Source organism: Mycobacterium sp. 134 (assembly GCF_048282715.1).
GTDB classification, from domain to species: domain Bacteria; phylum Actinomycetota; class Actinomycetes; order Mycobacteriales; family Mycobacteriaceae; genus Mycobacterium; species Mycobacterium septicum.
In genome coordinates this window covers 561,543-585,853 of record NZ_JBLVUN010000008.1, presented here as the reverse complement: position 1 = coordinate 585,853, position 24,311 = coordinate 561,543, and the positions used below count along the sequence as shown (strand labels likewise).

The window sequence follows — 24,311 nt, the reverse complement described above, 5'->3', positions numbered from 1 at the left end:
GTGGTCAAGCCGACACAACCGCGTCACAGCAGGCGCTCAACGTCCCTGTGGCCCGATACGGTGAACGGGTGACCGCGGAGGCAATCCCCATGAGGCGAATCAACGCATTCGTCCGGTGGGTGGCGCGTACCCCGTGGCCGGTGTTCACGCTGGGCATGCTGCAGGCCGACATCATCGGCGCACTGTTCGTTCTGGGCTTCCTGCGCTTCGGTCTGCCGCCCGAGGACCGCATCCAGCTCCAGGATCTGCCGGTGTTCAACCTGGCGATCTTCCTGGGCTACCTGTTCGTGTCGTTCACCATCGGCGCCTACCTGGCCCTGCGGCTGCTGATCCCGGTCATCCGATGGCAGCGCCGCGACACCCTGCTGTCCAAGTCGGACCCCAGCATCACCGAGCTGGCCCGCGTGCGGGCGCTGAAGATGCCCTTCTACCGCACCCTGATCAGCGTCACGAACTGGTTTCTCGGCTCGATCGTGTTCATCGTGGCCAGCTGGCCGGTGGCCAGTAAGTCCGCGCCCGTCGTCCTGGTCGCCACGGCCCTTGGCGCGACGGCCACCGCGATCATCGGCTATCTGCAGTCCGAGCGTGTGTTGCGGCCGGTCGCGGTCGCCGCGCTGCGCGGCGGCGTTCCGGAGAACTTCCGCGCCCCCGGGGTGATCCTGCGCCAGGTGCTGACCTGGGTGCTCTCGACGGGCGTGCCGGTCCTGGCCATCGTGCTGGCCCTGGTGGCCAGCAAGTTCTCGATCCTGACCGCATCCGCCGACCGGCTGATCACCCCGCTGTTGCTGCTGGCCATCGCCGCGCTGGTGATCGGGCTGTCCGGCACGATGCTGGTGGCGATGTCGATCGCCGACCCGCTGCGCCAGCTGCGCTGGGCGCTGGGTGAGGTGCAGCGCGGCAACTACAACGCGCACATGCAGATCTACGACGCCAGCGAGCTGGGCCTGCTGCAGGCCGGATTCAACGACATGGTGCGCGAGCTGGCCGAGCGGCAACGGTTGCGTGACCTGTTCGGCCGGTACGTGGGTGAGGACGTGGCCCGCCGTGCCCTGGAGCGTGGCACCGAGCTGGGCGGCCAGGAACGCGACGTCGCGGTGCTGTTCGTGGACCTGGTGGGTTCGACGCATCTGGCGTCGACCATCCCGGCCGGCGACGTGGTGAACCTGCTCAACGAGTTCTTCCGAGTCATCGTCGACACCGTCAACCGGCACGGCGGGTTCGTCAACAAGTTCCAGGGTGACGCGGCGCTGGCCATCTTCGGCGCGCCCATCGAGCATCCCGACGCCTCCGGTGGCGCGCTGGCCGCGTCCCGCGAGCTGCACGACGAGCTGCTCAGCGTGCTGGGCAGCGACACCGAGTTCGGTATCGGGGTCTCCGCCGGGCGCGCGATCGCCGGCCACATCGGCGCTCAGGCCCGTTTCGAGTACACCGTGATCGGCGACCCGGTGAACGAGGCCGCGCGCCTCACCGAGCTCGCCAAGCTGGAGGAAGGCCACGTGCTGGCCTCGGCGATCGCGGTCAGCGGCGCCCTCGATGCCGAGGCGCTGAGCTGGGACGTCGGCGAGATCGTGGAATTGCGCGGCCGCACGGTGCCCACTCAGCTGGCCCGCCCGATGAACCTGGTGCTGCCCCGCGACCTGGAGCGTCAGGCCGAGAGCGACGTCTCCAGCTAGAAGGCTCAGGCCTTCTTGGCGGCGGCCTTCTTCGCGGGAGCCTTCTTGGCCGGCGCCTTCTTGGCAGCCTTCTTCGCTGCCTTCTTGACCGGTCCACGGGCGCGGCGATCGGCCAGCAGTTCCGAGGCCCGCTCGTCGGTGATCGACTGCACGTCATCGCCCTTGCGCAGGCTGGCGTTGGTCTCACCATCGGTGACGTAGGGACCGAAGCGGCCGTCCTTGATCACCATCGGCTTGCCCGACGCCGGGTCGGTGCCCAGCTCACGCAGCGGCGGGGCGGCGGCGGCCTGGCGCCCACGGCGTTTCGGCTCCGCATAGATCTTCAGCGCCTCGTCGAGGGTGATGGTGAACATCTGTTCCTCGGTGGCCAGCGAGCGAGAGTCGGTGCCGCGCTTCAGGTATGGGCCGTAACGGCCGTTCTGCGCGGTGATCTCCTCGTTGTTCGACGGGTCGACGCCGACCACCCGCGGCAACGACAGCAGCTTGAGCGCGTCGTCGAGCGTCACCGTCTCCAGATCCATCGAGCGCAGGAGCGATCCGGTGCGCGGCTTGGGGCCGGTCGGCTTCTTGCCCTTCTTGGCCGTCGCGCCGGCATCCGGCTCCTCCGGCGGCTCGGGGAGGATCTCCGTGACGTAGGGACCGAATCGCCCGTCCTTGGCGACGATTTCGTGTCCTGACACGGGGTCGACACCCAGAACCCGACCCTCTTGCGGTGTGGCGAAAGCCTTTTCGGCCAACTCCAGGGTCAGCTCGTCGGGAGTCAGCTCATCCTTGAGGTTCGCGCGCTGCGGCTTGAGCTCCCCGGGATTGTCCGGGTCGGCGATCATCCGCTCCAGGTACGGACCGTTGCGGCCCACCCGGACCACCACTGCGCGGCCTTCTTCATCGTCAAAGAGCTTGATGGAGTTGACTTCTCGCGCGTCGATGCCTTCGAGATTCCCGCCGACGAGATGCTTGAGCCCACCGGCGCGGGCGATCGAGCCCTCGACGCCGTGCTCGCCGCCGAAGTAGAAGTTCGACAACCAATTGGTGCGCTGTTCCTGGCCGTTGGCGATCTCGTCGAGCTCGTCTTCCATGGCCGCGGTGAAGTCGTAATCCACCAGTCGTCCGAAGTGCTGCTCCAGCAGGCCCACGACGGCGAACGCGACCCAGGAGGGCACGAGAGCGCTGCCCTTCTTCTGCACGTAGCCGCGGTCCTGGATGGTCTTGATGATCGAGCTGTACGTCGACGGGCGACCGATGCCGAGCTCTTCGAGGGCCTTGATCAGCGAGGCCTCGGTATAGCGAGCCGGTGGGCTGGTCTGGTGGCCGTCGGCGGTCAGATCGGCGGCGTCGACGCGCTGCCCCTGGGTCAGGTTCGGCAGACGGCTCTCGGCGTCGTCGGACTCGCCGCCGGCCAGCTCGTCGATGCTCTCGACGTAGGCCTTGAGGAAGCCCGGGAACGTGATGGTGCGACCGGAGGCGTTGAAGACGACCTGCTCGCCACCCGCCGCGGTGCCGGCGATGCGCAGCGACAGCGTCGTACCGCGCGCGTCGGCCATCTGCGAGGCCACGGTGCGCTGCCAGATCAGCTCGTAGAGCCGGAACTCGTCGGTATCGAGCTGCGCGTGCAGCTGGCCCGGGGTCTGGAACACGTCACCGGCGGGGCGGATCGCCTCGTGCGCCTCTTGGGCGTTCTTGACCTTGCGGGTGTACTGCCGCGGCGTCGGGTGCACGTACTCCGAGCCGTACAGCTGGCCCGCCTGGGTACGCGCGGCGTTGATGGCCGACTCCGACAGCGTGGTCGAGTCGGTACGCATGTAGGTGATGTAGCCGTTCTCGTACAACCGCTGCGCGATGCTCATGGTGCGCTCCGAGGAGAACCGCAGCTTGCGGGCGGCCTCCTGCTGCAGCGTCGACGTCATGAACGGTGCGTACGGCTTGCGCGTGTACGGCTTCTGCTCGACGGAGCTGACGGCCAACTGGGCACCGCGCAGTCCGGCGGCCAGGGCCCCGGCGCTGGCCTCGTCGAGCACGAGCACCTCGTCGGGCTTCTTCAGCTGACCGAGGGAGTCGAAGTCACGACCGGCGGCGACCCGGCGCCCGTCGACGGTGTTGAGCTTGGCGGTGAACTTGGGCGGCGAGGCCTGCGGATCGGAGACGCTCGCGTCGAGTTCGGCGCTGACGTCCCAGTAGCCGGCGCTGCGGAACGCCATGCGCTCCCGCTCGCGCTGCACGATGATGCGCGTGGCCACCGACTGCACCCGGCCTGCCGAGAGCTTCGGCGCGACCTTCTTCCACAGCACGGGCGACACTTCGTAGCCGTAGAGCCGGTCGAGGATGCGGCGGGTTTCCTGCGCATCGACCAGCGCGATGTCCAGGTCACGCGGGTTTTCCGCGGCGGCACGGATGGCGGGCTCGGTGATCTCGTGGAACACCATCCGCCGGACCGGCACCTTGGGCTTCAGCGTCTCCAGCAGATGCCAGGCGATCGCCTCACCCTCACGGTCACCGTCCGTTGCGAGGTAGAGCTCGTCAACACCCTTGAGCAGGTCCTTGAGCTCGGTGACGGTGCTCTTCTTGTCGGGACTGACGATGTAGAGCGGTTCGAAGTTGTCGTCGACATTGACCCCGAGGCGCGCCCATGGCTCGGATTTGTACTTGGCCGGCACGTCGGCGGCATTGCGCGGCAGGTCACGAATGTGCCCGCGGGAGGATTCGACCACGTAATTGGAGCCCAGGTAGCCAGCTATCTTGCGCGCTTTTGTCGGCGACTCGACAATCACGAGTCGCCGGACATTTCCCTTGCTACCGCTGCCGCTATCGCCAGCCAACTGTGCCTACGCTCCACTTCTTTAGTTGCCGCGCCACGCCCGGCAACTGACAATTTCGCATTACGCGCGAGCCTACGCAAACCGGCTCTCCGCGTGTGCACCATTAAATACGTGGCCAATGCGCCAACGCCGCCGCCTCCCCCGGTGGTTCCCCTACGTTCTCGACCAGGCGCGATAAGCGACGCCGCCCACTGATCCGCAGGGCTGGATGCGAGCCCCTGGTCCCGATCAATGTCGGGGCGATCCCCACCCGCATCATGGCCGCGGCCAGCACAGCGTGGGTATCGGGAGCGTGTGGGTCCAGTCCCAGCAGGTAGCGGTCGTCGGCCTCGGGTGTGCCCGCCGCCAGCGTCCAGGCCCGCAGCTCGCGCGAACCGGGCAGCCAACCAGCCGGCACCGTCTTGACCGCGCCCCTGGTCCACTCTCCCGCGATCAGCATCAACTGCGGATCCAGCGCGGTGCGGACCAGCGGGTTGTTCTCGTCGGTCCGAGATACCTCCGACACCAGGCCGGCCTCACTCATCATCTCGGCCAGGCCATTGGCGCGCCACAGCTCGTCGACGACCACCGAAATCCGGGCTGCCTGCTGGCCGCCGTGGCTCGCCAGCACAACCTGTCCCGGCCCGGCGAGAACCCCGGTCAGGTCGGCCACCGAGGGCGGCACCGACTCGGCCGAGAAGAAGGACAGCTGGCTCACGAATCGACACTAAGCCAGCGCAGCCCGCAAAAACGAGAACACCCCCGCGGTGTCCTATGCGGACTCACACGGGGGTGTCTCTTTGGGTTTGTTTGGCTCAGATGGCCCGAACACCCGTGGCCTGGGGCCCCTTGGGGCTCTGGCCGACCTCGAACTCAACCTTCTGGTTCTCCTCCAGGGTGCGGAATCCGCTGCCCTGGATTTCCGTGTAGTGGACAAACACGTCAGCCGAGCCGTCCTCCGGAGCAATGAAGCCGAAGCCCTTCTCCGCGTTGAACCACTTCACAGTTCCCTGTGGCATCTTTTGTTCTTTCCTTCTCTTTCAACCGGGTGCGGTCCACCGACTTCCGATGCACCGGGCCCGTTCCGACCGCCATACCAACGCGCGAGTCGACCGGAACTTAGACCCGACCTACAACCCTCGCAGGAACCGCGATCGCAACGACGATCCTGCGAGTGCGAGTACAAACACAGAAGCTGCGACCGTGATCAGTCAATCATGTCGAAGGCTGCTGCGACAGTCTCGGGATGCGGCGCGTGGTGAACAATTCGTTTACAAATCCGACCCGATGTCGGCGGGGTAGATCGCAGGAGGACCAGCAGTGCTCGATCAGGGGTCAGATTTCGGCCGTGAGCTGCTTGCTTGCGCTGTCGACGGCACCCCTTCCGGCGAAAATCCGCTACGCCATGTTGCGGATATCCCTCCACGACAGGGCAAACCACATGAGTGGCCGCAATGGGCCAATTCGGAGGTCGTCCAGGCGTTGATCGACCGCGGGATCGCCGCGCCGTGGTCGCACCAACTCGCCGCCGCAGAGTTGGCCCACGACGGGCGGCATGTGGTCGTGTCCACCGGAACCGCGTCGGGCAAGTCCCTGGCCTACCAACTACCGATCCTGACGGCGTTGGCCGAGGAGCGGCAGGCGCGGGTGCTGTACCTGTCCCCGACGAAGGCGCTCGGCCATGACCAGCTGCGCACGGCACAGAATCTCACCGAAACCGTCACCGCACTGCGCGACGTCGCGCCCGCACCGTATGACGGGGACAGCGCGACCGAAGTGCGCCGGTTCGCCCGGGAGCGCTCACGGTGGATCTTCTCCAATCCGGACATGATCCATCTGTCGCTGCTGCGCAACCACGCGCGCTGGGCAGTGTTCCTGCGTCACCTCAAGTTCATCGTGATCGACGAATGCCATTATTACCGTGGCATTTTCGGTTCGAATGTGGCCATGGTGCTGCGCCGGCTCCTGCGGTTGTGCGAGCGTTATTCCCCGGACCATTCCGGGCCGACCGTGATTTTCGCGAGTGCCACCACAGCGTCACCGGCCGAGACCGCCGCCGAGTTGATCGGACAGACGGTCGCCGAGGTGACCGAGGACGGCTCCCCGCAGGGCGCACGCACGATCGCGCTGTGGGAGCCGGCCCTGCTGGACGACCTCACCGGCGAGAACGGCGCGCCGGTGCGACGTTCGGCCGGTGCCGAGGCCGCGCGGGTGATGGCCGATCTGATGACCGAGGGTGCGCGCACCCTGACCTTTGTCCGGTCCCGCCGCGGCGCGGAGCTCACCGCACTCGGAACCCGGGCCCGGCTGGAGGACACCGCACCCGAGCTTGCGGATCTGGTGGCGTCCTACCGGGCCGGTTATCTGGCCGAAGACCGCCGCGAGCTCGAACACGCGCTGACCGACGGACGACTGCGCGGTCTGGCCACCACCAACGCGCTGGAGCTCGGCATCGACATCGCCGGGCTGGATGCGGTGGTGCTGGCCGGGTTTCCCGGTACCGTCACCTCGTTCTGGCAGCAGGCCGGCCGGTCCGGCCGACGTGGGCAGGGCGCGCTGATCGTGCTGATCGCGCGCGATGACCCCCTGGACACCTACCTCGTGCACCATCCGGCGGCGCTGTTGGACAAGCCGATCGAGCGGGTGGTGATCGACCCGACGAATCCGCATGTGCTGGGCCCGCAATTGCTCTGTGCCGCGGCTGAGCTGCCGCTGACCGAGGCCGAGGTCCGACTGTGGAACGCCGAGACGGTCGCCGAGACACTGGTCGACGACGGGCTGCTGCGCAAACGTCCGGGCGGCTACTTCCCCGCTCCCGGCGTCGATCCGCACCCGGCCGTCGACATACGCGGCTCCAGCGGCGGCCAGATCGCGATCCTGGAGGCCGACACGGGCCGGATGCTGGGCAGCACCGGCGCGGGCCGGGCAGCGGCCTCTCTGCATCCCGGCGCGGTGTATCTGCACCAGGGCGAGACCTACCTCGTCGACTCGCTGTCTTTCGAGGACGGTGTGGCGTTCGTGTACGCGGCCGACCCCGGATACAGCACGTTCGCCAGGGAACTCACCGACATATCGGTCACCGGGGCCGGCGAGCGCAGGACGTTCGGCCCGGTCACCGTGGGTCTGGTTCCGGTTTCCGTGACCAACACCGTGGTCGGCTACCTGCGCCGCCGCATCGACGGCGAAGTCATCGATTTCGTGGAACTGGACATGCCGCCCAGCACGCTGGACACCATGGCGGTGATGTGCACCATCACCCCGGAGGCCTTACAAGACAGTGGTATTGACCCGCTTGCGGTGCCGGGGAGTCTGCATGCAGCCGAACACGCCTCGATCGGTCTGCTGCCGCTGGTGGCCAGCTGCGACCGCGGCGACATCGGCGGGGTCTCGACGGCTGTCGGGCCGGTGGACGGCCTGCCGTCGATCTTCGTCTACGACGGCTATCCGGGCGGTGCCGGCTTCGCAGACCGCGGATTCCGCAATCTGGGTACGTGGTGGGGCGCGACGGCCGATGCGATCGAGGCCTGTGAGTGCCCGCAGGGTTGCCCCTCGTGCGTGCAGTCACCGAAGTGCGGCAACGGCAACGACCCGCTGGACAAAACGGGCGCGATGAAAGTGCTCCGCCTGGTGCTCGGCGCGCTGAGTACTTCCTCAGCGTGATCCCCCGACCGCGTTGACGACCGACCCCTCGACGGCCGACTACGCGGATCGACAACTACGTGGCTGCATTCGGCCACGCCGAACACACAGACGTTGCGATGAACGGTCGGACAACGCGATCCGTTCCCAATCCCGGAGGCCGGGCGCAGTGGCAAATTACGTGAACTCACTCATGTTTGCAACCCGACAGACGGTAGTTCCGGAAACCCGTGACCGTAATCCGCAGTTTTCCGGTGCGGATTCCGTCGTCCTCGGGCGTGAAGGCAGCTACGGGCAGCGCCGGTAAAATGCCGCGCATGACCCACGACTGGCTGCTCGTGGAGACACTGGGTAGCGAGCCTGTTGTGGTCGCACGAGGTCTGCAGACAAAGAACCTCGTCCCGATCAGTGTGTTTCTGCGCCGAAATCCGCACCTGATGGCAATTCAGAGTGCCATCAGGGAAACCGTGCAAGCGGGCCAGGGCCTCAGCAGCATCACACCCAAGAACGACCGCGTAATCCGCACCGAGGTGGTGCGGATGTCCGACGGACACATCCACGGGGTGCATGTCTGGATCGGGCCGGCCGATGCCGAACCGCCGCAACGGCCTGTTCCCGGCCCGCTGGTCTGGGATCTGACCGCGGGCGTGGCCACCGACACCGCCGAATCCCTGCACAACAGCGGCATGAACCCGGAGACCGAGGCCACCCACGACCGCGCGTTCGCTGACGACTTGCCGTCTCGGGATCTCAACGGCAGCGAGTCCAAGGTGCTGGCCATGACGATCAAGCCGGTGGTGGGTAACACTTTGTGCACCACCTGGGACGTCACCGATCACCGCGGAGAGGCGATCACCGTGGGTTTCGTGGCCCGGGTGGTCACAGAACCCCACGATGACGGCTCCGACCGGCTGATCTGCCGGGCGATGAACTGGCGCAGTGAGCGCGAGACTCCCGTGGTCCGCCCGGACAACCTGGCGCAACGCATCCTCGACGGGCTGGCCCGGCCCGGCGTGCACCGGGCCCTGGTCGGCCTCGACGACTGGAAGCTGCTCAAGTGGCTCGACGAGCCCGCACCGTTCTTCGACTGGCGCAACCGCGACGGTGGACCGGCCCGCATCCATCCGGCCGACGCCCGGCACATGGCCCGGATGACCACCGATTTCTCCGGTGGCGCCACCACCGCCGTGCTGCGGATGCGCACCGAGGACGGCGGCTGGCAGCCGGTGCACATGACCATCAACCGGATCGAACTGGACGACAACACGTTCGCGGGGCTGATCGCCCTTCGGCTGCCGACCGACGACGAAGTCGCCGCGGCGGATCTCGACGAACTCGACTAACCGGCCACCTCGACTACCCGGCGAAGTCCACCGGGCCCGCGCGAGCGACCGCCCGGGCCGGACCGACTCCCCACCGACCGATGCGGACCGGAACCGAAACCTCCAGCACCACATCGAGCCCGTCGATCCGGCAGTCCGCGAGAACCGCCCGCATTCGGGCGGCAACCTGGGTGGCCTGTCGGCATGCCGCGTCCGGACCGGACACCACCGCGCCTGCGGCACCCAGGGCGGCCAGGTCCGCCGCGGCCTGCGCCCGGTGCCGCGCCGTCGCCGCAGCACCGAGGTAGGCGCCGCCGGCCGCGAACGCGACCACCATCGCGATCATGGCCGCGGCCAGCAGCGTGGCCGCTCCGCGCTCACCCGATGCCGGGTTCGGTGACTGCTGACGCCTCGGCCGACACCGTGAACCCCGGCAACGCCGTGGCCGCGCTGACCCGAGCCACCACCAAACCGCCGTCCTGCCCGACGTGCACCACCGCGCCGGACGGGGCGACCCGGCGAGCGGCCGCCGTTGCCGCCTCCCCCTCGCCGCGGGCCGCCAGGCGGGCGGCTTCGCGCGCGGCGTCGATGCAGCGGATCTGCATGCCCACCGCACTGAGGCCGCCCACACACAACACCAGGACCGCCACCAGCGATGCGATCGCGAAGGCGGCCTCGACGGTGACCGCGCCCCGGTCATCTAGATGTTGGTGTTCAGTGCCCGGCTGATGATGTTGGTCAGCGCGCTCACGATCGAGTCCCCGGTGACCACGGTGTACAAGATCGCCCCGAACGCCGCCGCGGCGATGGTGCCGATCGCGTACTCGACGGTGGACATTCCCGACTCGTCGAGCATCAACAGCGCCACCTTGGCGTTCACCCTCCGAATCATGTTTCCTGCCATGGTCTTTCCTCCCTTTGCGATGTGTGTTCACAACAGACCTGAACCCAGCACGTCACCGGCAAGACCGGCGACCACAGGTATGACGCCCAAACACAGAAACGCCGGCAGATAGCAGAGCCCCAGCGGGCCGGCCACCAGCACCGAGGCGCGTTCCGCCACCGCGTCGGCGGAGGTGGCAGCGTCGTGCCGGGTCTGGGCGGCCAGCTCGGCCACCCCGTCGGCCAAGGCGCTGCCCGAGGCGGCCGACCGGCGGGCCAAACGCAACAAGGCTTCGGCGTTCTTGTCCTGGGGCGCTGCAACATCTCCTGTGGCCCAGGCCGTGGCCGGGTCCGCCCCGAGTGCCAGGAGTTCGGCCGCACGACGCAGCAGCGGCGCCAGTGCCGCTGGCGCTGAAGGGGTTACCGCCGCAGCCGCTGTCGACACCGCCATCCCGGCCGCCAGGCAGGCGGCGAACAAGTCGAACGTCGAGGCCGCGCCAAGCGGATCGTCAGCCCGCACCGGCCGCGAGCGCGCGCGAACCACGCGGCGCTGCGCGGCGCGGGCCCGCACGCGGGCCGGATCCGCCCCGATGAGCAGGGCGACGGCCAGAAACATTGCTGCCCAGCTCATCTCAGCACCCGCTCGGTGATCCGGTCCGACCACATCAGCCCGGAACAGGCCAACAGGACTCCGATGACCAGCAGCCAGCCACCCGCTCCCGCACCGCACAGGAACGCCAACGGCCGCGCCCCGATCATCTGACCCAGCGCGATCCCGGCCACCGGCAAACCGGCGAGCACCGCCGCCGTCGCCCGCGGGCCGGCCATCGCCGCCTCGACATGCGAGGAAAAGCGTTCACGCTCAACGATGTCGCGTTGCGCTGTGCGCATCAGGGTGGCGATGGAGAGCCCATGCACGTGGGCCAGACGCCAACACGCCGCGAGCCGTTCCCAGTGCATCGGCAATCGGGATGCCGCCGCAACATCTTCCAGCCCGGCCGCGACGTCGGCGCCCAGGCGCGCGCGAGCGGCCACGGCGCTCATGCCGTGGTGCACCGGGCCGAAGACCTCGCCGGCCGCGGTGCCGAAGGCATTGACCGGGTGGACTCCGGTCCGCAGTTCACCGACCAACACGTCCAGGGCGGCCTGCAGGGCCGCGGATTCCTGTTGTCGCTGAAGCCGGCGAGCGCGGCCCCTGCGGCGTATCGCCACCGTTGCGGACACCACCGCCGCGGCGAGCGTGACCGGCAGCGGAACCAGCCCGGCCACGACGACTCCGACCACCACCACGATCGGCGCCGCCCGCACTCGACGCGGTCCCGGTGCGTCTGCCCGCCGCAGCGCGGTCGCCCGCCGGGGTGCGGCCGGCCACAGCAGAAGCGCGGCCGCCAGTGCCAGCGCGCTCGCCGTCACGGCGCCGCTCGCCGTTCGATGAGGGCATCGAGAGTCTTTGCTCCGCAGCCCAATCCGCTGCCGACATGCCAGGCCGTCACCACCTCGAGATCGCCCCGGGCGGCTCGGCGCAGCACCGCGATCTCGACGAGCCGGCGCTGCCCGGCGCCGTCACGCCCGACGTGCAGCAGAACCTGCACGGCCGCGGCGAGCTGACTGATCAACGCGGCGCGGTCCAGGCCGCCGAGCGCACCGAGGGCCTCCAATCGAGCCGGTACCTCCGCCGGACTGTTGGCATGCACGGTCCCCGCTCCGCCGTCGTGCCCGGTGTTGAGCGCCGCCAGCAGGTCCACCACTTCGGCCCCACGCACCTCCCCGACGACGATCCGGTCCGGGCGCATCCGCAAGGCCTGCCTGACCAGGTCGCGCACCGTGATCTCACCGATGCCCTCGACGTTGGCACCCCGGGCCACCAGCTTGACCAGATGCGGGTGGGACGGGGCCAATTCGGCGGCGTCCTCGACGCACACGATGCGTTCATGGGCGGGCACGGCACCCAGCGCTGCAGCCAGCAGGGTGGTCTTGCCGCACCCCGTGCCGCCCGAGATCAGGAATGCCAGCCGGGCCCGGATGATCGCGTGCACCAGGTCGGCGGCCTGCGGCGGGATCGCCCCGGACCGGGAGAGCGAGCCGAGATCCTGCGTCGCCGGGCGCAACACCCGCAGGGACAGGCAGGTGCCTGCGGCGGCGACGGGAGGCAACACCGCATGCAGACGCACGGTGAACGGCCCGATGCCGGTGAGCTGACCGTCCACCCAGGGCTGCGCCTCGTCGAGCCGGCGCCCGGCCGACAACGCCAACCGCTGCGCCAGCCGGCGGACGGCGGCTTCGTCAGGGAAACGCACTGTGCTTCGGTGTAATCCGTTGCCGTCGTCCACCCACACCGTGTCGGGTGCGGTGACGAGCACATCGGTGGTCGACGGGGCACACAGCAGTGGCTCCAGGACACCGGCGCCGGTCAGTTCGGTCTCGAGCAGCCGCAGGTTGCTCAGCACCTCGGTATCGCCGAGCAGTCCGCCGGACTCGGCCCGGATTGCCGCGGCGACCGCACCCGGATTCAGTGGGGTGGCCTCGGCCGCGAGCCGTTCGCGGACCCGGTCGATCAGTGAGGTGCTCATGCCGCCTCCTGCGCGGGGTGACCGGCCAGGACCGACAGCACCCGGCGCGCTGCCGCGCCCAACGGAGACCGTGGGCGCACCCGCAACCCGCCACGCTCCAGGACCTCCGCGATGCCGGCCTGTGCGCGCATCGCGGCCAGCATCGGCAGGTCCACGATGCGGGCCACCTCGTCGGCCCGCAGCCCGCCCGGCGACGGACCCCTCACCACGACACCCGCATTCGGGTTGCAGGCCAACACCCACGGTCGCGCCGCTGCCGCGGCGGTGCATGACCGCACGTCGGCCGGTGTCACCAGGACCACCAGATCGGCGGCGTCCAAAGCGGTTTCGGCCGCTTCGGTGGCCCGCCGCGGCACATCGCACACGACCGTGACGCCACCGCGGCACCCCGCGTCGATGACTGCACCCAGCGGCCCGGCCTCGATATCAGCACCCGAGCGTCCGCTGGAGAGCACGCTGACCCCGTCACGACGGGGCAGCGCGTCGCGCAGCGCCGGATAGCCCAACCGACCGCCCTGCAGTGCCAGATCCGGCCAGCGCAGGCCGGCCAGGTCCTCACTGCCTGCCACCAGGTCGATCCCTCCGCTCCACGGGTCTGCCTCGACCAGCAGCGCGGTCTGCGCAGATTGCGCCAGCGCCACCGCGAACACCGACGCCCCGGCGCCTCCTCTGGCACCCAGTACGGCCACCACGGGACCTCGACCGGCTTCGTCGTGGGAGGCGGCCTCGGACAGGGCGGCCACCAGCTCGGCGTCCTGGCCGGGAAGCGTCACCAGGTGTTGCGCGCCGATCGCGATGGCGGCCTGCCAGTCATCGGGCCGCGGGGCGTCGTTGCCGACCAGGATCACCCTGGTGCGCCTGGGCAGCGCCCGCGCGGCGCAGCGCTGTGCGGACGGGGCGTCGAGTACGACCGCGGCAGCCGCCATCCAAGCCTTCCGCCCCGAGGGTTGCTCGACGACGACGAGACCGACGCCGGCGGCAGCGGCCACCCGGGACACATCGTCACGCAGCAGTGGGTCGGCGATCAGTGCCAGCACCGTGCCGGTCGGGGCGATCGGGGGGTTCGGGACAGCCATATGCCCACCCTGCGGGCAACCACGGACCGGGCACCATCACCAATTCGCGGATTGTGGATGAAATCCGTGCTGGGGATGAACCACGGTCCGCGAACGTACCGCCGAGTTCAGGTGAAAATACGGTTCCGCAAAAAACGCGACCGGACGGCCAAGGATTCTTCCCCTGAAAAAGGGACGACCCCCGCCAGGGGGGAGGAGGCGGAGGTCGTCGTGTATCAGCCCCGGGGGGTCGGGCTGATACACCCTCGGCATAAGCCGAGTAATGCTCACTATACACACGGAACTGCCAAAACACGCAAGAGACACCTGCGCGGGCTACCAACCCGGATTCCGGGAGTCACGCCCGGAAGAATGTGTCGTGAACTGCCATTTTGCGTTACCGGACAGATGGCAGGGTGCACGTGCCTCTATGCTGGCGCTGTGACCGCATCCGATCGGGCTGCCGGGGAATTGATCGCACAGCAATCCGGGCCGCAGGACGGTCGGCCAGTGCGCACGGCGGCCTTCTTCGACCTCGACAAGACCGTCATCGCCAAGTCCAGCACCCTTGCTTTCAGCAAACCTTTCTTCAACCAGGGACTGCTGAACCGGCGCACCGTCCTCAAGTCGACGTACGCCCAGTTTCTGTTCCTGATGTCGGGCGCCGACCACGACCAGATGGACCGGATGCGCAGCTACATCACCAACATGTGCACAGGCTGGGACGTCGAACAGGTCAAGTCGATCGTCGGCGAGACCCTGCACGACATCGTCGACCCACTGGTGTTCGCGGAGGCCGCAGAGCTGATCGCCGACCATAAACTGTGTGGCCGCGACGTCGTGGTGGTGTCGGCCTCGGGCGAAGAGATCGTCGCGCCGATCGCCCGGGCACTGGGCGCCACCCACGCGATGGCCACCCGGATGGTGGTCGAAGAGGGCCGCTACACCGGCGACATCGCCTTCTACTGCTTCGGCGAGGGCAAGGTCGAAGCAATCCGCGCCCTGGCCGCACGCGAGGGCTACGCACTGGATCACTGCTACGCCTATTCGGATTCGATCACCGACGTCCCGATGCTCGAATCCGTGGGTCACCCCACCGCGGTCAATCCGGACCGGGGACTGCGCAAGGAAGCCGCCTCCCGCGGCTGGCCGGTGCTGACTTTCACCAGGCCGGTGTCGTTGCGCGACCGGCTTCCGGCGCCGTCCGGAGCCGCGGTGGCCACCACCGCGGCCGTTGGCATCAGCGCCATCGCGGCGGGTGCACTGACATATTCACTGCTGCGCCGCTTCACTTCCTGACCTACCGCATGTAGTAGCTGACACCCCGGCGTAACGATCAGAAGTCGGGTGCATTTCACCCTTGCTGTGACCGTGGTCACGTAGTACAAAGGAACCACGGAAGCTTGGATGAGGCCAAGAGTTAGCCGGAAGAGAAGGCTAGATCTCCCGAACCAGGCTCCCCAGCACGGGTCCCGGCACCCACGCGGAGCACATGCCGCGGAATAGGCAAAAGTGTTGCGGGCCTGCGTGATTGCGAAGAGCGGACGGCCACGACGGCCCTTTGGGTAGGGTTGCAGCCGAAGCGCATTGCAAGGACGCCGAGGCCACCCACGCAACCCACGTTGGCACGCTTGGTAACCGGTATCCGTGCTAGCGGGCGACGAGCCGAAACATCGTTTCGGACCGTCGCCCGCTTTCGTTTGCTGAGATTCCTCTGACGCGGAGCGTCAGCCGGCGGCCGACTGGGCGATCTGCAGCGCTTCCCGCGCTCCGCCCTTCAATGCCTCACTACTGAGCAGCAGCCATGCGGTCAGCCCGTCGGGCGTACCCGAGGCGAATCCCCGTGCGGCAGCCCGGTACTCCCCCGACTTCCGCATCCAGTGCACTTCGGGAACCCCGAGCCCGTGCGGGTCCAGCCCGCTGGCGATGGTCACCAGGCGTGAGACCGCGCGGGCCACTACGCCGTCGGCGGTGCCGAAGGGAGCCAGGCTGAGTAGTTCGCCGTGGGCGACGGCGGCCAGGACCGGGGCGGGCACCTTGGAACCGCCGGCCAGGATCTCCGTCAGCAGCTCGAGGCGGCGGCCGACGTCGGGATCGGTCCGCGGCCGGCCAAGATGCTCATCCTCGGTGAGGTCGGCGGCGGCCAGGGCGTGCAGCCGGGCCAGCGCCTGCATCGGGGCGCGCTGCCACACACCGACCAGCGCGGTGGCGCCGCCTTCGAGTGCCTCGGCGACCCGGATGGCGCCCGCCGTGACCGGATCGGGTTCACCGTCGGCGGACAGCTGGACGGCCCCGCCGTCGAGCACTGCCGAGGCCCGAGCCGCACGCAACGCGGCTTCGGCGGCGGTCTGCGGCCAGCCGCGCAGGTTGAACTTGTGTCGATGCGCCCGGCCCAGGGCCTCACGCGCTTCGTCACTGGCCGCTGAAACACCGGGCAGGTCGAGCAGCGGTGCGAGTGGATCGGTCATGGCCGAAACGCTAGCCGACCGCTGAACGCCGTCTCGCCGACCGTTGGGCGCATCAGGACAGCCGCCCGGCAACCGCCTTGTGAGCTCCCAACGCCGCTGCAACCTTTGGTGACTAGGCTCACATCCATGTCAAACGCGCCAGCGACGTCTACCGAAGTTCCGTCAGCCTATCCGCCGCCCGCCGATTTCGCGGCCAACGCCAACGCGACGGGCGAGTTGTACGCAGAGGCCGAGAAAGACCGGCTGGCGTTCTGGGCCACCCAGGCCAACCGGCTGAGCTGGCAGACCCCGTTCAGCGAGGTACTCGACTGGTCGGAGGCACCGTTCGCGAAGTGGTTCGTGGGCGGCAAGCTCAATGTCGCCTACAACTGCGTCGACCGCCATGTCGAGGCGGGCAACGGCGACCGGGTCGCGATCCACTGGGAGGGTGAGCCCGTCGGCGACGCCCGCGACATCACCTACGCCCAGCTCAAGGACGAGGTCAGCAAGGCCGCCAACGCGCTGACCGCACTCGGCCTGACCGCCGGCGACCGCGTCGCCATCTACATGCCGATGGTGCCCGAGGCGATCGTGGCCATGCTGGCCTGCGCCCGACTGGGCGCCATGCACAGTGTTGTCTTCGCGGGCTTCTCGGCCAGTGCGCTGCGGGCGCGCGTCGAGGACGCTTCGGCCAAGCTCGTCATCACCACCGACGGCCAGTACCGGCGCGGCAAGGCCGCCTCGCTCAAGGACGCCGTCGACGAGGCAGTCTCCGATCAGCCGTCGGTCGAGCACGTGCTGGTGGTGCGGCGCACCGGCATCGATGCGAACTGGACCGACGGACGCGACCTGTGGTGGCACGAGACCGTCGATGTCGCCTCCCCGGAGCACACCCCGGAATCCTTCGACTCCGAGCAGCCGCTGTTCCTGCTGTACACCTCGGGCACCACCGGCAAGCCCAAGGGCATCGTGCACACCTCGGGCGGTTACCTCACCCAGGCGGCCTATACCCACTACAACGTCTTCGACCTCAAGCCCGAGACCGACGTGTACTGGTGCACCGCCGACATCGGCTGGGTCACCGGGCACACCTACATCACCTACGGGCCACTGGCCAACGGCGCCACCCAGGTGGTCTACGAGGGCACGCCCACCTCGCCCACCGAGCACCGCCACTTCGAGATCATCGAAAAGTACGGTGTCACAATCTATTACACCGCTCCCACGCTGATCCGCACCTTCATGAAGCTGGGCCGCCAGATCCCGGCCGAGCACAACCTCTCGAGCCTGCGGCTGCTGGGTTCGGTCGGCGAGCCGATCAACCCCGAGGCCTGGCGCTGGTACCGGGAAGCCATCGGCGCCAACAAGACTCCGATCGTGGACACCTGGTGGCAGACCGAAACCGGTGCCATCATGATCTCCCCACTGCCCGGTGTCACCGCGACCAAGCCCGGATCGGCGATGACGCCGCTGCCCGGCATCTCGGCCAAGATCGTCGACGACGACGGCAACGAGCTGGTGCCCGGCGCCGACGAAGCCGAACATGTCACGGGTTACCTGGTGCTGGACCAGCCGTGGCCGTCGATGCTGCGCGGCATCTGGGGCGACCCGCAGCGGTTCAAGGAGACCTACTGGTCGCGCTTCGCCGAGCAGGGCTGGTACTTCGCCGGTGACGGCGCCCGCTATGACTCCGACGGCAACATCTGGGTCCTGGGCCGCATCGACGATGTCATGAACATCTCGGGCCACCGCATCTCGACCGCCGAGGTGGAGTCCGCCCTGGTCGGGCACTCCGGGGTGGCCGAGGCCGCTGTGGTCGGTGCCAGCGACGACACGACGGGTCAGGCCATCTGCGCGTTCGTGATCCTGAAGGCGTCCGCGCACGGCGGCGCCGAGAACATGATCGACGAACTGCGCGCCCAGGTGGCCACCGAGATCTCCCCGATCGCCAAGCCTCGGGAGATCCACGTGGTGCCCGAGCTGCCCAAGACCCGCAGCGGCAAGATCATGCGCCGGTTGCTGCGCGATGTGGCCGAGGGCCGCGAACTCGGTGACACCTCGACGCTGGTCGACCCCAGCGTGTTCGAGGCAATCCGCGCCAGCAAGTAGGCCAGTAGGTAGGACGTCCGCCTAACCGACCGGGACGAAACCCGTTCCCGGTCGGTTCTTGGCGGTGATGTCGGCCAGCTGCGTGTTGAACGACATGGTCACGGCCGGCGTGTGCAGGGGCACGAACTTCACCACGCAGGTCGGCAATTCCTCGGTGTAGGCGCCGTGGAGCATGCCGACCAGCCGGTTGTTCACCGTGACGGGCGCCCCGGAGTCACCGGGCTGGCCGCACACCTGGTTGACGATCGTGCCGGGGTCCTGTCCGGGCCCCCACGTGACACCGCACGAAGACCCCGTCGTGCGGCCCAGTTTGCAGGCGATGTCGCCGAACACCGGGTCCGGCCCGAGTCCGTCGATCTGGAATCCGTTGACGTTGTTGGTCGGGGTGACCTTGGCCGGATCGAACTGGATGACGGCGTAGTCCAGCAGATCGTTGCCGGCGACCATCGTGCCCACCACCCCGGCGTCGGGGGCACCTTCGGCTGCCACCACGGCGCCGGGACCCCCGCAGTGCGCCGACGTGAAACCGATGAGGCGGCCGGCGCTGTCGTGCCCGATCGTGGTGAGCGTGCAGAACGCATCGCCGTTGACCACGATGCCCGATCCGCCGCCGAGCACCACCGGCGGATCGGCAAGCGCCTGGGCCGGGGTCAGCATCGCCACGACGGCGATGATCGGCGCGCCAATGAGCCACTGCCAGCGGCGTCTGCTCGTCAAGTGTCCTCCGATCGACGCGCCCGACCCGCGCAACTCAAGAATGCGGTCAGTCTACTAAGACGCGGATGTCGGCCGGGATCGTTAACGGCTTCGCCGCATGGCAACATGAACGCCATGAGCACAGGCGACCGCAGGGACGGCGTTCCGACGACGGTGACCTCGATTCCGCTCGTCGACCCGCATGCCCCCAAGCCGGACCCCTCGATCGGTGACCTGGTCAAGGACGCCACCGCGCAGGTCTCCACCCTGCTGCGCGCCGAGGTGGAACTGGCCAAGGCCGAGATCACCCGCGACGTGAAGAAGGGCCTGACCGGCAGCGTGTTCTTCATCGCCGCGCTGGTGGTCCTGTTCTACTCGACCTTCTTTTTCTTCTTCTTCCTGGCCGAGCTGCTCGACACCTGGCTCTGGCGCTGGGTGGCCTTCCTGATCGTGTTCGGGCTCATGGTGCTGACGACAGGGGCGCTCGCGGTGTTCGGCTTCCTGAAGGTGCGGCGGATCAAGGGTCCGCAGCAGACCATCGAATCGGTCAAGGAGACACGCGAGGCGCTCACGCCCGGCCACGACAAGGCCGCGCTGCCAGCTGTCCAAACCAGGCCGGCCACCGACCCGTCAGGCTGGTAATGCCCCCACCCGACCCGTCGATCACCAGGATCGAGGGGCCATGGCGGCATCTGCAGGTGCACGCCAACGGTATTCGGTTCCATGTGGTGGAGGGCGAGAGCGAGAGCCCGCAGCCCGATCGCCCGCTGGTCATCCTCCTGCACGGGTTCGGCTCGTTCTGGTGGTCGTGGCGTCACCAACTCACCGGACTGCCCGGCGCCCGGGTCGTGGCGGTCGACCTGCGCGGCTACGGCGACAGCGACAAACCACCGCGCGGTTATGACGGCTGGACCCTGGCCGGGGACACCGCGGGGCTGGTGCGCGCGCTGGGGCACAAGACGGCGACGCTGGTCGGGCACGCCGACGGCGGCCTGGTGTGCTGGGCGACGGCCGTGCTGCATCCACGCGCAGTCGACGCGATCGCCCTCGTCAGCTCACCACATCCGGTGGCGCTGCGGGCCTCCACATTGACCCGCCGTGACCAGGGCCGGGCCCTGTTGCCGTCGATGTTGCGCTATCAGGTGCCCGCGTGGCCCGAACACGCGCTGACCCGGCATGACGGCGCCGAGTTGGAGCGCCTGGTCCGCGGCCGGGCCGGTGCCAAATGGCAGACCAGCCAAGACTTCTCCGACACCATGGGCCATCTGCGCCAGGCCATCCAGATTCCGGGAGCCGCGCATTGCGCGCTGGAATACCAGCGGTGGGCGGTGCGCAGCCAACTGCGCAGCGAGGGCCTGCGGTTCATGCGCTCGATGAAACGCCCGATCAGCGTGCCCGTGCTGCACATGCGCGGCGACGCCGACCCGTACGTCCTGACCGACCCGGTCCACCGGACCCAGCGCTATGCGCCGCACGGCCGATACGTATCGATCACGGACGCAGGGCATTTCGGCCACGAAGAACAACCCGAGGCCGTCAACGAGCAGCTGAGCCGCTTCCTGGCCCAGCTGCCCGCCAGGTGATCAGGAGTTGATGCACGTCCCGGTCGCCACCCGCTGGGTGTTGCCGACCTTGGCCAGCTGACGCTCGACTTCCTTGGCGGTCAGCACGAACCCGGTGTCGGCGTCGTCGACGGCCGCGCCGAACACCACGCCGAGCACCTTGCCCGCCCGGTTGATCATCGGCCCACCTGAATTGCCTTGCCGCACCGTGCCCCTGACCGTGTAGACCTCGCGGGTGACGGTGGTGCTCCGGTAGATGTCTGGTCCGTTGAGCTCGATGATCTCGCGCACGCGGGCCGGGGTGGCCAGGAAGTCGCCACCCCCCGGGTAACCCATCACCACGGCATCGGTGCCCTTCGGGGCCGGCTGATCGGCGAACTGCAGCGGGGTGATCGGCAGATCCGGCACGTCGAGGATCGAGATGTCGGCGTTGGGGTCGTACGACACCACGCCCGCGTCGTAGGTCTTGCCGTCGGCCTCGATGGTCACGCTGTCGGCGCCGGCCACCACGTGGGCATTGGACATCACCCGGTTGGGCGCGACCACGAATCCGCTGCCCTCCAGCACCTTCTGGCAGCTCGGCGCGATGCCGCGGATCTTGACCACGCTGGGCCGGCTCGTCGTCACGATGGGATCGGTGGCCAGCGCGGCGTCGGGGGCGTCGACGTTGACGATCGGGGTGCGGCCGAACGGTTCGAGCACATCGGGCAGCCCGGAGGTGTCCAGCAGTGCCGACAACCGGTTCGGCACCGAGCGCATCCAGTCCGGCGCCACCTTGTCGACCTCGGTGAGCACCCGCGAATTCTTCACTGCCGCAGCCAGATTGGGCTGATCCGAGGAGGTCAGCAGGCTACCCAGCAGCCAGGACGCCACCAGGACCGCGACCAGCATCAGGCTCACCCCGACCACCGAGTCCAACGCGCGGAACAGCCGGTTGCGGATGGTGCCGCGCACGGCACGGCCCAGCACCACACCGGCGATCTCACCGATCACCACCAGCGCGAGGATCAGGAACAGCGTCGCGAACAGCTTGGTGCGGTCACCGCTGACGTGCGGAATCACGTGCGGCGCCAGCAGCACGCCCGCCACCGCGCCGAGCACCACACCGATGAACGACAGCAGGGAGCCGAGCGCGCCGGAGCGCCAGCCGGAGATGGCTGCGACGAAGCCGATGCCGAGGATTGCGAAATCGAGCCAAACCGAGGGTGTCATCTATATCCACTTCAACATGGGGCTTCACCGTAACCGTTGTCATGCCCGACGAGGGCCATTGCGTCATCGAGTCCGCGGACGTCCTCGGTGTTCCAGGGCTTGGCCCAGCCCGCGACGTCGAGGATCGCCGAGATGACCTGGCCGGTGAAACCCCACACCAGCATCTCGTTGAGCAGGAAGGCCGGTCCGGCGAACCGGCTGGTGTTGGCCTCGCGGTACACCATGAGCCGGTTCTCCGGGTTGATGAAGGCCCGCACCGGAACCCGCGCCACGACGGCGGTCTCGGATTCGTCGACGACGGCCACCGGGCCCGGGTCGGGCGAGTACGCCAGCACCGGGACCACATGGAACCCCGACGGCGGGATGAACATCTTCTCCAGGGTCGCAAGGGGGTACAGCCGGCTGGTGTCGATGCCGGTCTCCTCCCACGCCTCGCGGAAGGCCGTGCCGACAGGCCCCTGGTCGCCGGGATCGGTCGCGCCGCCGGGGAACGCGGCCTGGCCGGCGTGGTGGCGCAGTGTCGAGGCGCGGACCGTCACCAGCAGGTCGGCGTCCTCGGGAAGGAGCGGGGGCGCGCCGTCCGGCGGGCCGGAGAAGAGGACCAGGACCGCGGCATCGCGGCGAGCACCGGCCTGGGCGGCCTGATTGTTGGCTTCGACAATCCCGGCCAGCACGTCCTTGGGTACCCGCCGGCGGTAGGCATCCGGCACCCGGTCGAGGTTGTCCACCAGCGGTTTGAGCCAGGCCGGGGCGGCATCCGGGAACAGCCCGTCGCGCGTCGATCTCACCCCGGTGCTCCTATCGGCTAGAGCGGATCTTCTCGTCGACCGCCGCCGCGATCTCGTCGGCGCTGACGAACGAACGGGGGAGGGTCCCGGCCACGCTACCGTCCGCGCGCAGTACCACCGTCGCAGGCATGACGTTGGGCACCTTGAGCGCGGCCGCGACCAGTCGCCGGCCGTCCTGCAGCGTCGGCAGGTGCACTCCGAGTTCGGCCAGCCGCACCAACGCGGCCGTCTCGTTCTCGTCCTGGTGCACGGTCACCACCAGCACGTCGTCACCGACCCGGCGTTGGTATTCGGCCATCGCGGGGAGCTCGTCGGCGCACGGCCCGCACCAGTAGGCCCACAGGTTGAGCACCACGGTCCGGCCCGCGAGCGCGGATGCCACGTCGACGGGCTTCCCGTCACCCGCACAGTCCAGGGTTATGCCGCGCAGCGGCCCGGAACCGGGAGCAGCGCCGGCCTTCTTGTCCTCACCGGGACAGGGCGCCAGATCCGCGCGGGCGCGAGGACCGGCCAGGGCCTCCGGGGTATCGGCGTCGCGGTGATCGCGAGACGTGGACTGCCCGGCCCCGGCCTGCGGCACCGGCTCGTCGCGCAGTTCCATCCAGAATGCGGTGCCCAGCGCCACCAGGACCACGAGGACCACCACGGTCCAGCGGGCCGATCTACTCATCGTGCGTTCACAGCCCCGCCAACGCCAGCAGATGCTCGGTCTCGGGGCCTTTGACCAGTGCGGCAGCGGTCTCCGGGTCGGTGGGTCCGAGCCCGAACGACGGGCAGTCCTTGGCCAGCACGCACACTCCGCAGGCCGGCTTGCGGGCGTGACAGACCCGGCGGCCGTGGAAGATCACCCGGTGGCTGAGCAAGGTCCATTCCTTGCGTTCGATGAGCTCACCGATCGCGAACTCGACCTTGACCGGGTCCTCCTCCGTCGTCCAGTGCCAGCGGCGCACCAGCCGCCCGAAGTGGGTGTCGACGGTGATCCCCGGGATGTCGAAGGCATTGCCCAGGATGACGTTGGCGGTCTTGCGCCCCACCCCGGGCAGGGTCACCAGGTCCTCGATGTTGTCGGGCACCTCGCCGTCGAACCGGGCCACCAGCTCCTGGCCCAGCCGGATCAGCGAGTTGGTCTTGTTCCGGTAGAAGCCGGTCGGCCGGATCAGCTCCTCCATCTCGGTGCGATCGGCCTGCGCGTAGTCCAGCGCCGTGCGGTATTTGAGGAACAACGCGGGCGTCGTCAGGTTCACCCGCTTGTCGGTGCTCTGCGCCGACAAGATGGTCGCCACCGCCAGTTCCAGCGGGTTGGTGAAGTCGAGCTCGCAGTAGACATGCGGAAATGCCCGGGCCAGTTCGCGATTCATCCGGCGGGCCCGACGAACCAGGCCCAGGTGGGTTTCGTTGTCCCACTTCTTGGACCGGCGCGTTTTCCCAGTTGGGGCAGCAGTCGCAGTCACGTCAATCAGCGTACTGACCTCGTCGGACATTCCGTGGCGCGGACCGGTGATGATTCGTGACCCCACTGAGACCTACGCCGTGTTAACTACTGCCTTGTGTCGTGGTTGCTGGT

23 protein-coding genes are annotated in these 24,311 nt (G+C 68.5%); 7 read left to right on the top strand and 16 right to left on the bottom strand.

Annotated features, from left to right (window positions below; genetic code table 11):
- Positions 1–89 precede the first annotated feature (89 nt).
- The gene (locus ACNQVK_RS07685) at positions 90–1,673 is read left to right on the top strand and encodes an adenylate/guanylate cyclase domain-containing protein (protein WP_210742037.1); all 1,584 of its coding nucleotides are present in this window, start codon (positions 90–92) and stop codon (positions 1,671–1,673) included.
- Positions 1,674–1,678: 5 nt separating this feature from the next.
- On the opposite strand, the gene topA is transcribed toward ACNQVK_RS07685, so the two are convergent.
- From topA to ACNQVK_RS07670, 3 genes are all read right to left on the bottom strand, one after another.
- Positions 1,679–4,486 (bottom strand): type I DNA topoisomerase, encoded by a 2,808-nt coding sequence (topA, locus tag ACNQVK_RS07680; RefSeq protein ID WP_418029046.1) that lies wholly within the window; start codon positions 4,484–4,486, stop codon positions 1,679–1,681.
- Positions 4,487–4,589: 103 nt separating this feature from the next.
- Positions 4,590–5,183, bottom strand: coding sequence for a hypothetical protein (locus ACNQVK_RS07675; protein WP_409548178.1), 594 nt, complete (start codon positions 5,181–5,183; stop codon positions 4,590–4,592).
- A 97-nt stretch (positions 5,184–5,280) separates the two neighbouring features.
- Positions 5,281–5,484, bottom strand: coding sequence for a cold-shock protein (locus ACNQVK_RS07670; protein WP_003882601.1), 204 nt, complete (start codon positions 5,482–5,484; stop codon positions 5,281–5,283).
- A 301-nt stretch (positions 5,485–5,785) separates the two neighbouring features.
- Between ACNQVK_RS07670 and ACNQVK_RS07665 the strand changes: the two genes are divergently transcribed.
- Positions 5,786–8,125: a DEAD/DEAH box helicase gene (locus ACNQVK_RS07665; RefSeq protein ID WP_418029045.1), complete on the top strand. Its 2,340-nt coding sequence runs from the start codon at positions 5,786–5,788 to the stop codon at positions 8,123–8,125.
- 296 nt (positions 8,126–8,421) lie between these two features.
- Entirely contained in the window at positions 8,422–9,447 is a 1,026-nt protein-coding gene (locus ACNQVK_RS07660; protein ID WP_044520969.1) for a PAS domain-containing protein, read from the top strand.
- 13 nt (positions 9,448–9,460) lie between these two features.
- Here ACNQVK_RS07660 and ACNQVK_RS07655 read toward each other — a convergent pair whose 3' ends face one another.
- The 7 genes from ACNQVK_RS07655 to ssd all read right to left on the bottom strand — a co-directional run bounded on the left by ACNQVK_RS07655 (position 9,461) and on the right by ssd (position 13,954).
- Positions 9,461–9,772, bottom strand: coding sequence for an Rv3654c family TadE-like protein (locus ACNQVK_RS07655; RefSeq protein WP_418029044.1), 312 nt, complete (start codon positions 9,770–9,772; stop codon positions 9,461–9,463).
- 31 nt (positions 9,773–9,803) lie between these two features.
- Positions 9,804–10,055: a TadE family type IV pilus minor pilin gene (locus ACNQVK_RS07650; protein ID WP_418029043.1), complete on the bottom strand. Its 252-nt coding sequence runs from the start codon at positions 10,053–10,055 to the stop codon at positions 9,804–9,806.
- A gap of 71 nt (positions 10,056–10,126) precedes the next feature.
- Entirely contained in the window at positions 10,127–10,330 is a 204-nt protein-coding gene (locus tag ACNQVK_RS07645; RefSeq protein ID WP_418029042.1) for a DUF4244 domain-containing protein, read from the bottom strand.
- 27 nt (positions 10,331–10,357) lie between these two features.
- A complete protein-coding gene (locus ACNQVK_RS07640; protein WP_418029041.1) occupies positions 10,358–10,939 on the bottom strand; it encodes a type II secretion system F family protein in 582 nt (193 codons plus the stop codon).
- A complete protein-coding gene (locus tag ACNQVK_RS07635) occupies positions 10,936–11,721 on the bottom strand; it encodes a type II secretion system F family protein (RefSeq protein ID WP_418029040.1) in 786 nt (261 codons plus the stop codon). Before ACNQVK_RS07635 ends, ACNQVK_RS07640 begins: the two co-directional genes overlap by 4 nt.
- Positions 11,718–12,878, bottom strand: a complete 1,161-nt coding sequence (locus ACNQVK_RS07630) for a TadA family conjugal transfer-associated ATPase (protein ID WP_418029039.1) — start codon at positions 12,876–12,878, stop codon at positions 11,718–11,720. The genes ACNQVK_RS07635 and ACNQVK_RS07630 overlap by 4 nt, the downstream gene beginning before the upstream one ends.
- The gene (gene ssd, locus ACNQVK_RS07625; protein ID WP_418029038.1) at positions 12,875–13,954 is read right to left on the bottom strand and encodes a septum site-determining protein Ssd; all 1,080 of its coding nucleotides are present in this window, start codon (positions 13,952–13,954) and stop codon (positions 12,875–12,877) included. The genes ACNQVK_RS07630 and ssd overlap by 4 nt, the downstream gene beginning before the upstream one ends.
- A 420-nt stretch (positions 13,955–14,374) precedes the next feature.
- Between ssd and ACNQVK_RS07620 the strand changes: the two genes are divergently transcribed.
- Positions 14,375–15,232 carry an HAD-IB family hydrolase gene (locus tag ACNQVK_RS07620; protein ID WP_418029037.1) on the top strand — a complete coding sequence of 286 codons (858 nt, stop codon included), beginning with the start codon at positions 14,375–14,377 and terminating at the stop codon, positions 15,230–15,232.
- A 428-nt stretch (positions 15,233–15,660) separates the two neighbouring features.
- Here the strand turns inward: ACNQVK_RS07620 and ACNQVK_RS07615 are convergent, their stop codons facing one another.
- The gene (locus tag ACNQVK_RS07615) at positions 15,661–16,401 is read right to left on the bottom strand and encodes an oxidoreductase (protein ID WP_418029036.1); all 741 of its coding nucleotides are present in this window, start codon (positions 16,399–16,401) and stop codon (positions 15,661–15,663) included.
- Between the two features lie 126 nt (positions 16,402–16,527).
- On the opposite strand from ACNQVK_RS07615, the gene acs reads away from it, so the two are divergent.
- Entirely contained in the window at positions 16,528–18,489 is a 1,962-nt protein-coding gene (acs, locus tag ACNQVK_RS07610; protein ID WP_418029035.1) for an acetate--CoA ligase, read from the top strand.
- Positions 18,490–18,510: 21 nt separating this feature from the next.
- Here acs and ACNQVK_RS07605 read toward each other — a convergent pair whose 3' ends face one another.
- Positions 18,511–19,146 (bottom strand): S1 family peptidase, encoded by a 636-nt coding sequence (locus ACNQVK_RS07605; RefSeq protein WP_418034024.1) that lies wholly within the window; start codon positions 19,144–19,146, stop codon positions 18,511–18,513.
- Between the two features lie 174 nt (positions 19,147–19,320).
- Here ACNQVK_RS07605 and ACNQVK_RS07600 point away from each other — a divergent pair, with 174 nt between their 5' ends.
- Both ACNQVK_RS07600 and ACNQVK_RS07595 read left to right on the top strand, forming a co-directional pair.
- Complete coding sequence (locus ACNQVK_RS07600) at positions 19,321–19,827, top strand: phage holin family protein (RefSeq protein WP_090430835.1); 507 nt, start codon at positions 19,321–19,323, stop codon at positions 19,825–19,827.
- On the top strand, positions 19,827–20,768 hold the full coding sequence (locus tag ACNQVK_RS07595) for an alpha/beta fold hydrolase (protein WP_418029034.1): 942 nt from the start codon (positions 19,827–19,829) through the stop codon (positions 20,766–20,768). Before ACNQVK_RS07600 ends, ACNQVK_RS07595 begins: the two co-directional genes overlap by 1 nt.
- Here the strand turns inward: ACNQVK_RS07595 and marP are convergent, their stop codons facing one another.
- From marP to nth, 4 genes are read right to left on the bottom strand one after another with little or no spacing between them, the layout of a single operon-like run.
- Complete coding sequence (gene marP / locus ACNQVK_RS07590; protein WP_418029033.1) at positions 20,769–21,959, bottom strand: acid resistance serine protease MarP; 1,191 nt, start codon at positions 21,957–21,959, stop codon at positions 20,769–20,771.
- 11 nt (positions 21,960–21,970) lie between these two features.
- Positions 21,971–22,747 carry an NUDIX hydrolase gene (locus ACNQVK_RS07585; protein ID WP_090430323.1) on the bottom strand — a complete coding sequence of 259 codons (777 nt, stop codon included), beginning with the start codon at positions 22,745–22,747 and terminating at the stop codon, positions 21,971–21,973.
- A 10-nt stretch (positions 22,748–22,757) separates the two neighbouring features.
- Complete coding sequence (locus ACNQVK_RS07580; RefSeq protein WP_418029032.1) at positions 22,758–23,417, bottom strand: TlpA family protein disulfide reductase; 660 nt, start codon at positions 23,415–23,417, stop codon at positions 22,758–22,760.
- Between the two features lie 7 nt (positions 23,418–23,424).
- Positions 23,425–24,105: an endonuclease III gene (gene nth / locus ACNQVK_RS07575; RefSeq protein WP_044521023.1), complete on the bottom strand. Its 681-nt coding sequence runs from the start codon at positions 24,103–24,105 to the stop codon at positions 23,425–23,427.
- Positions 24,106–24,311 lie beyond the last annotated feature (206 nt).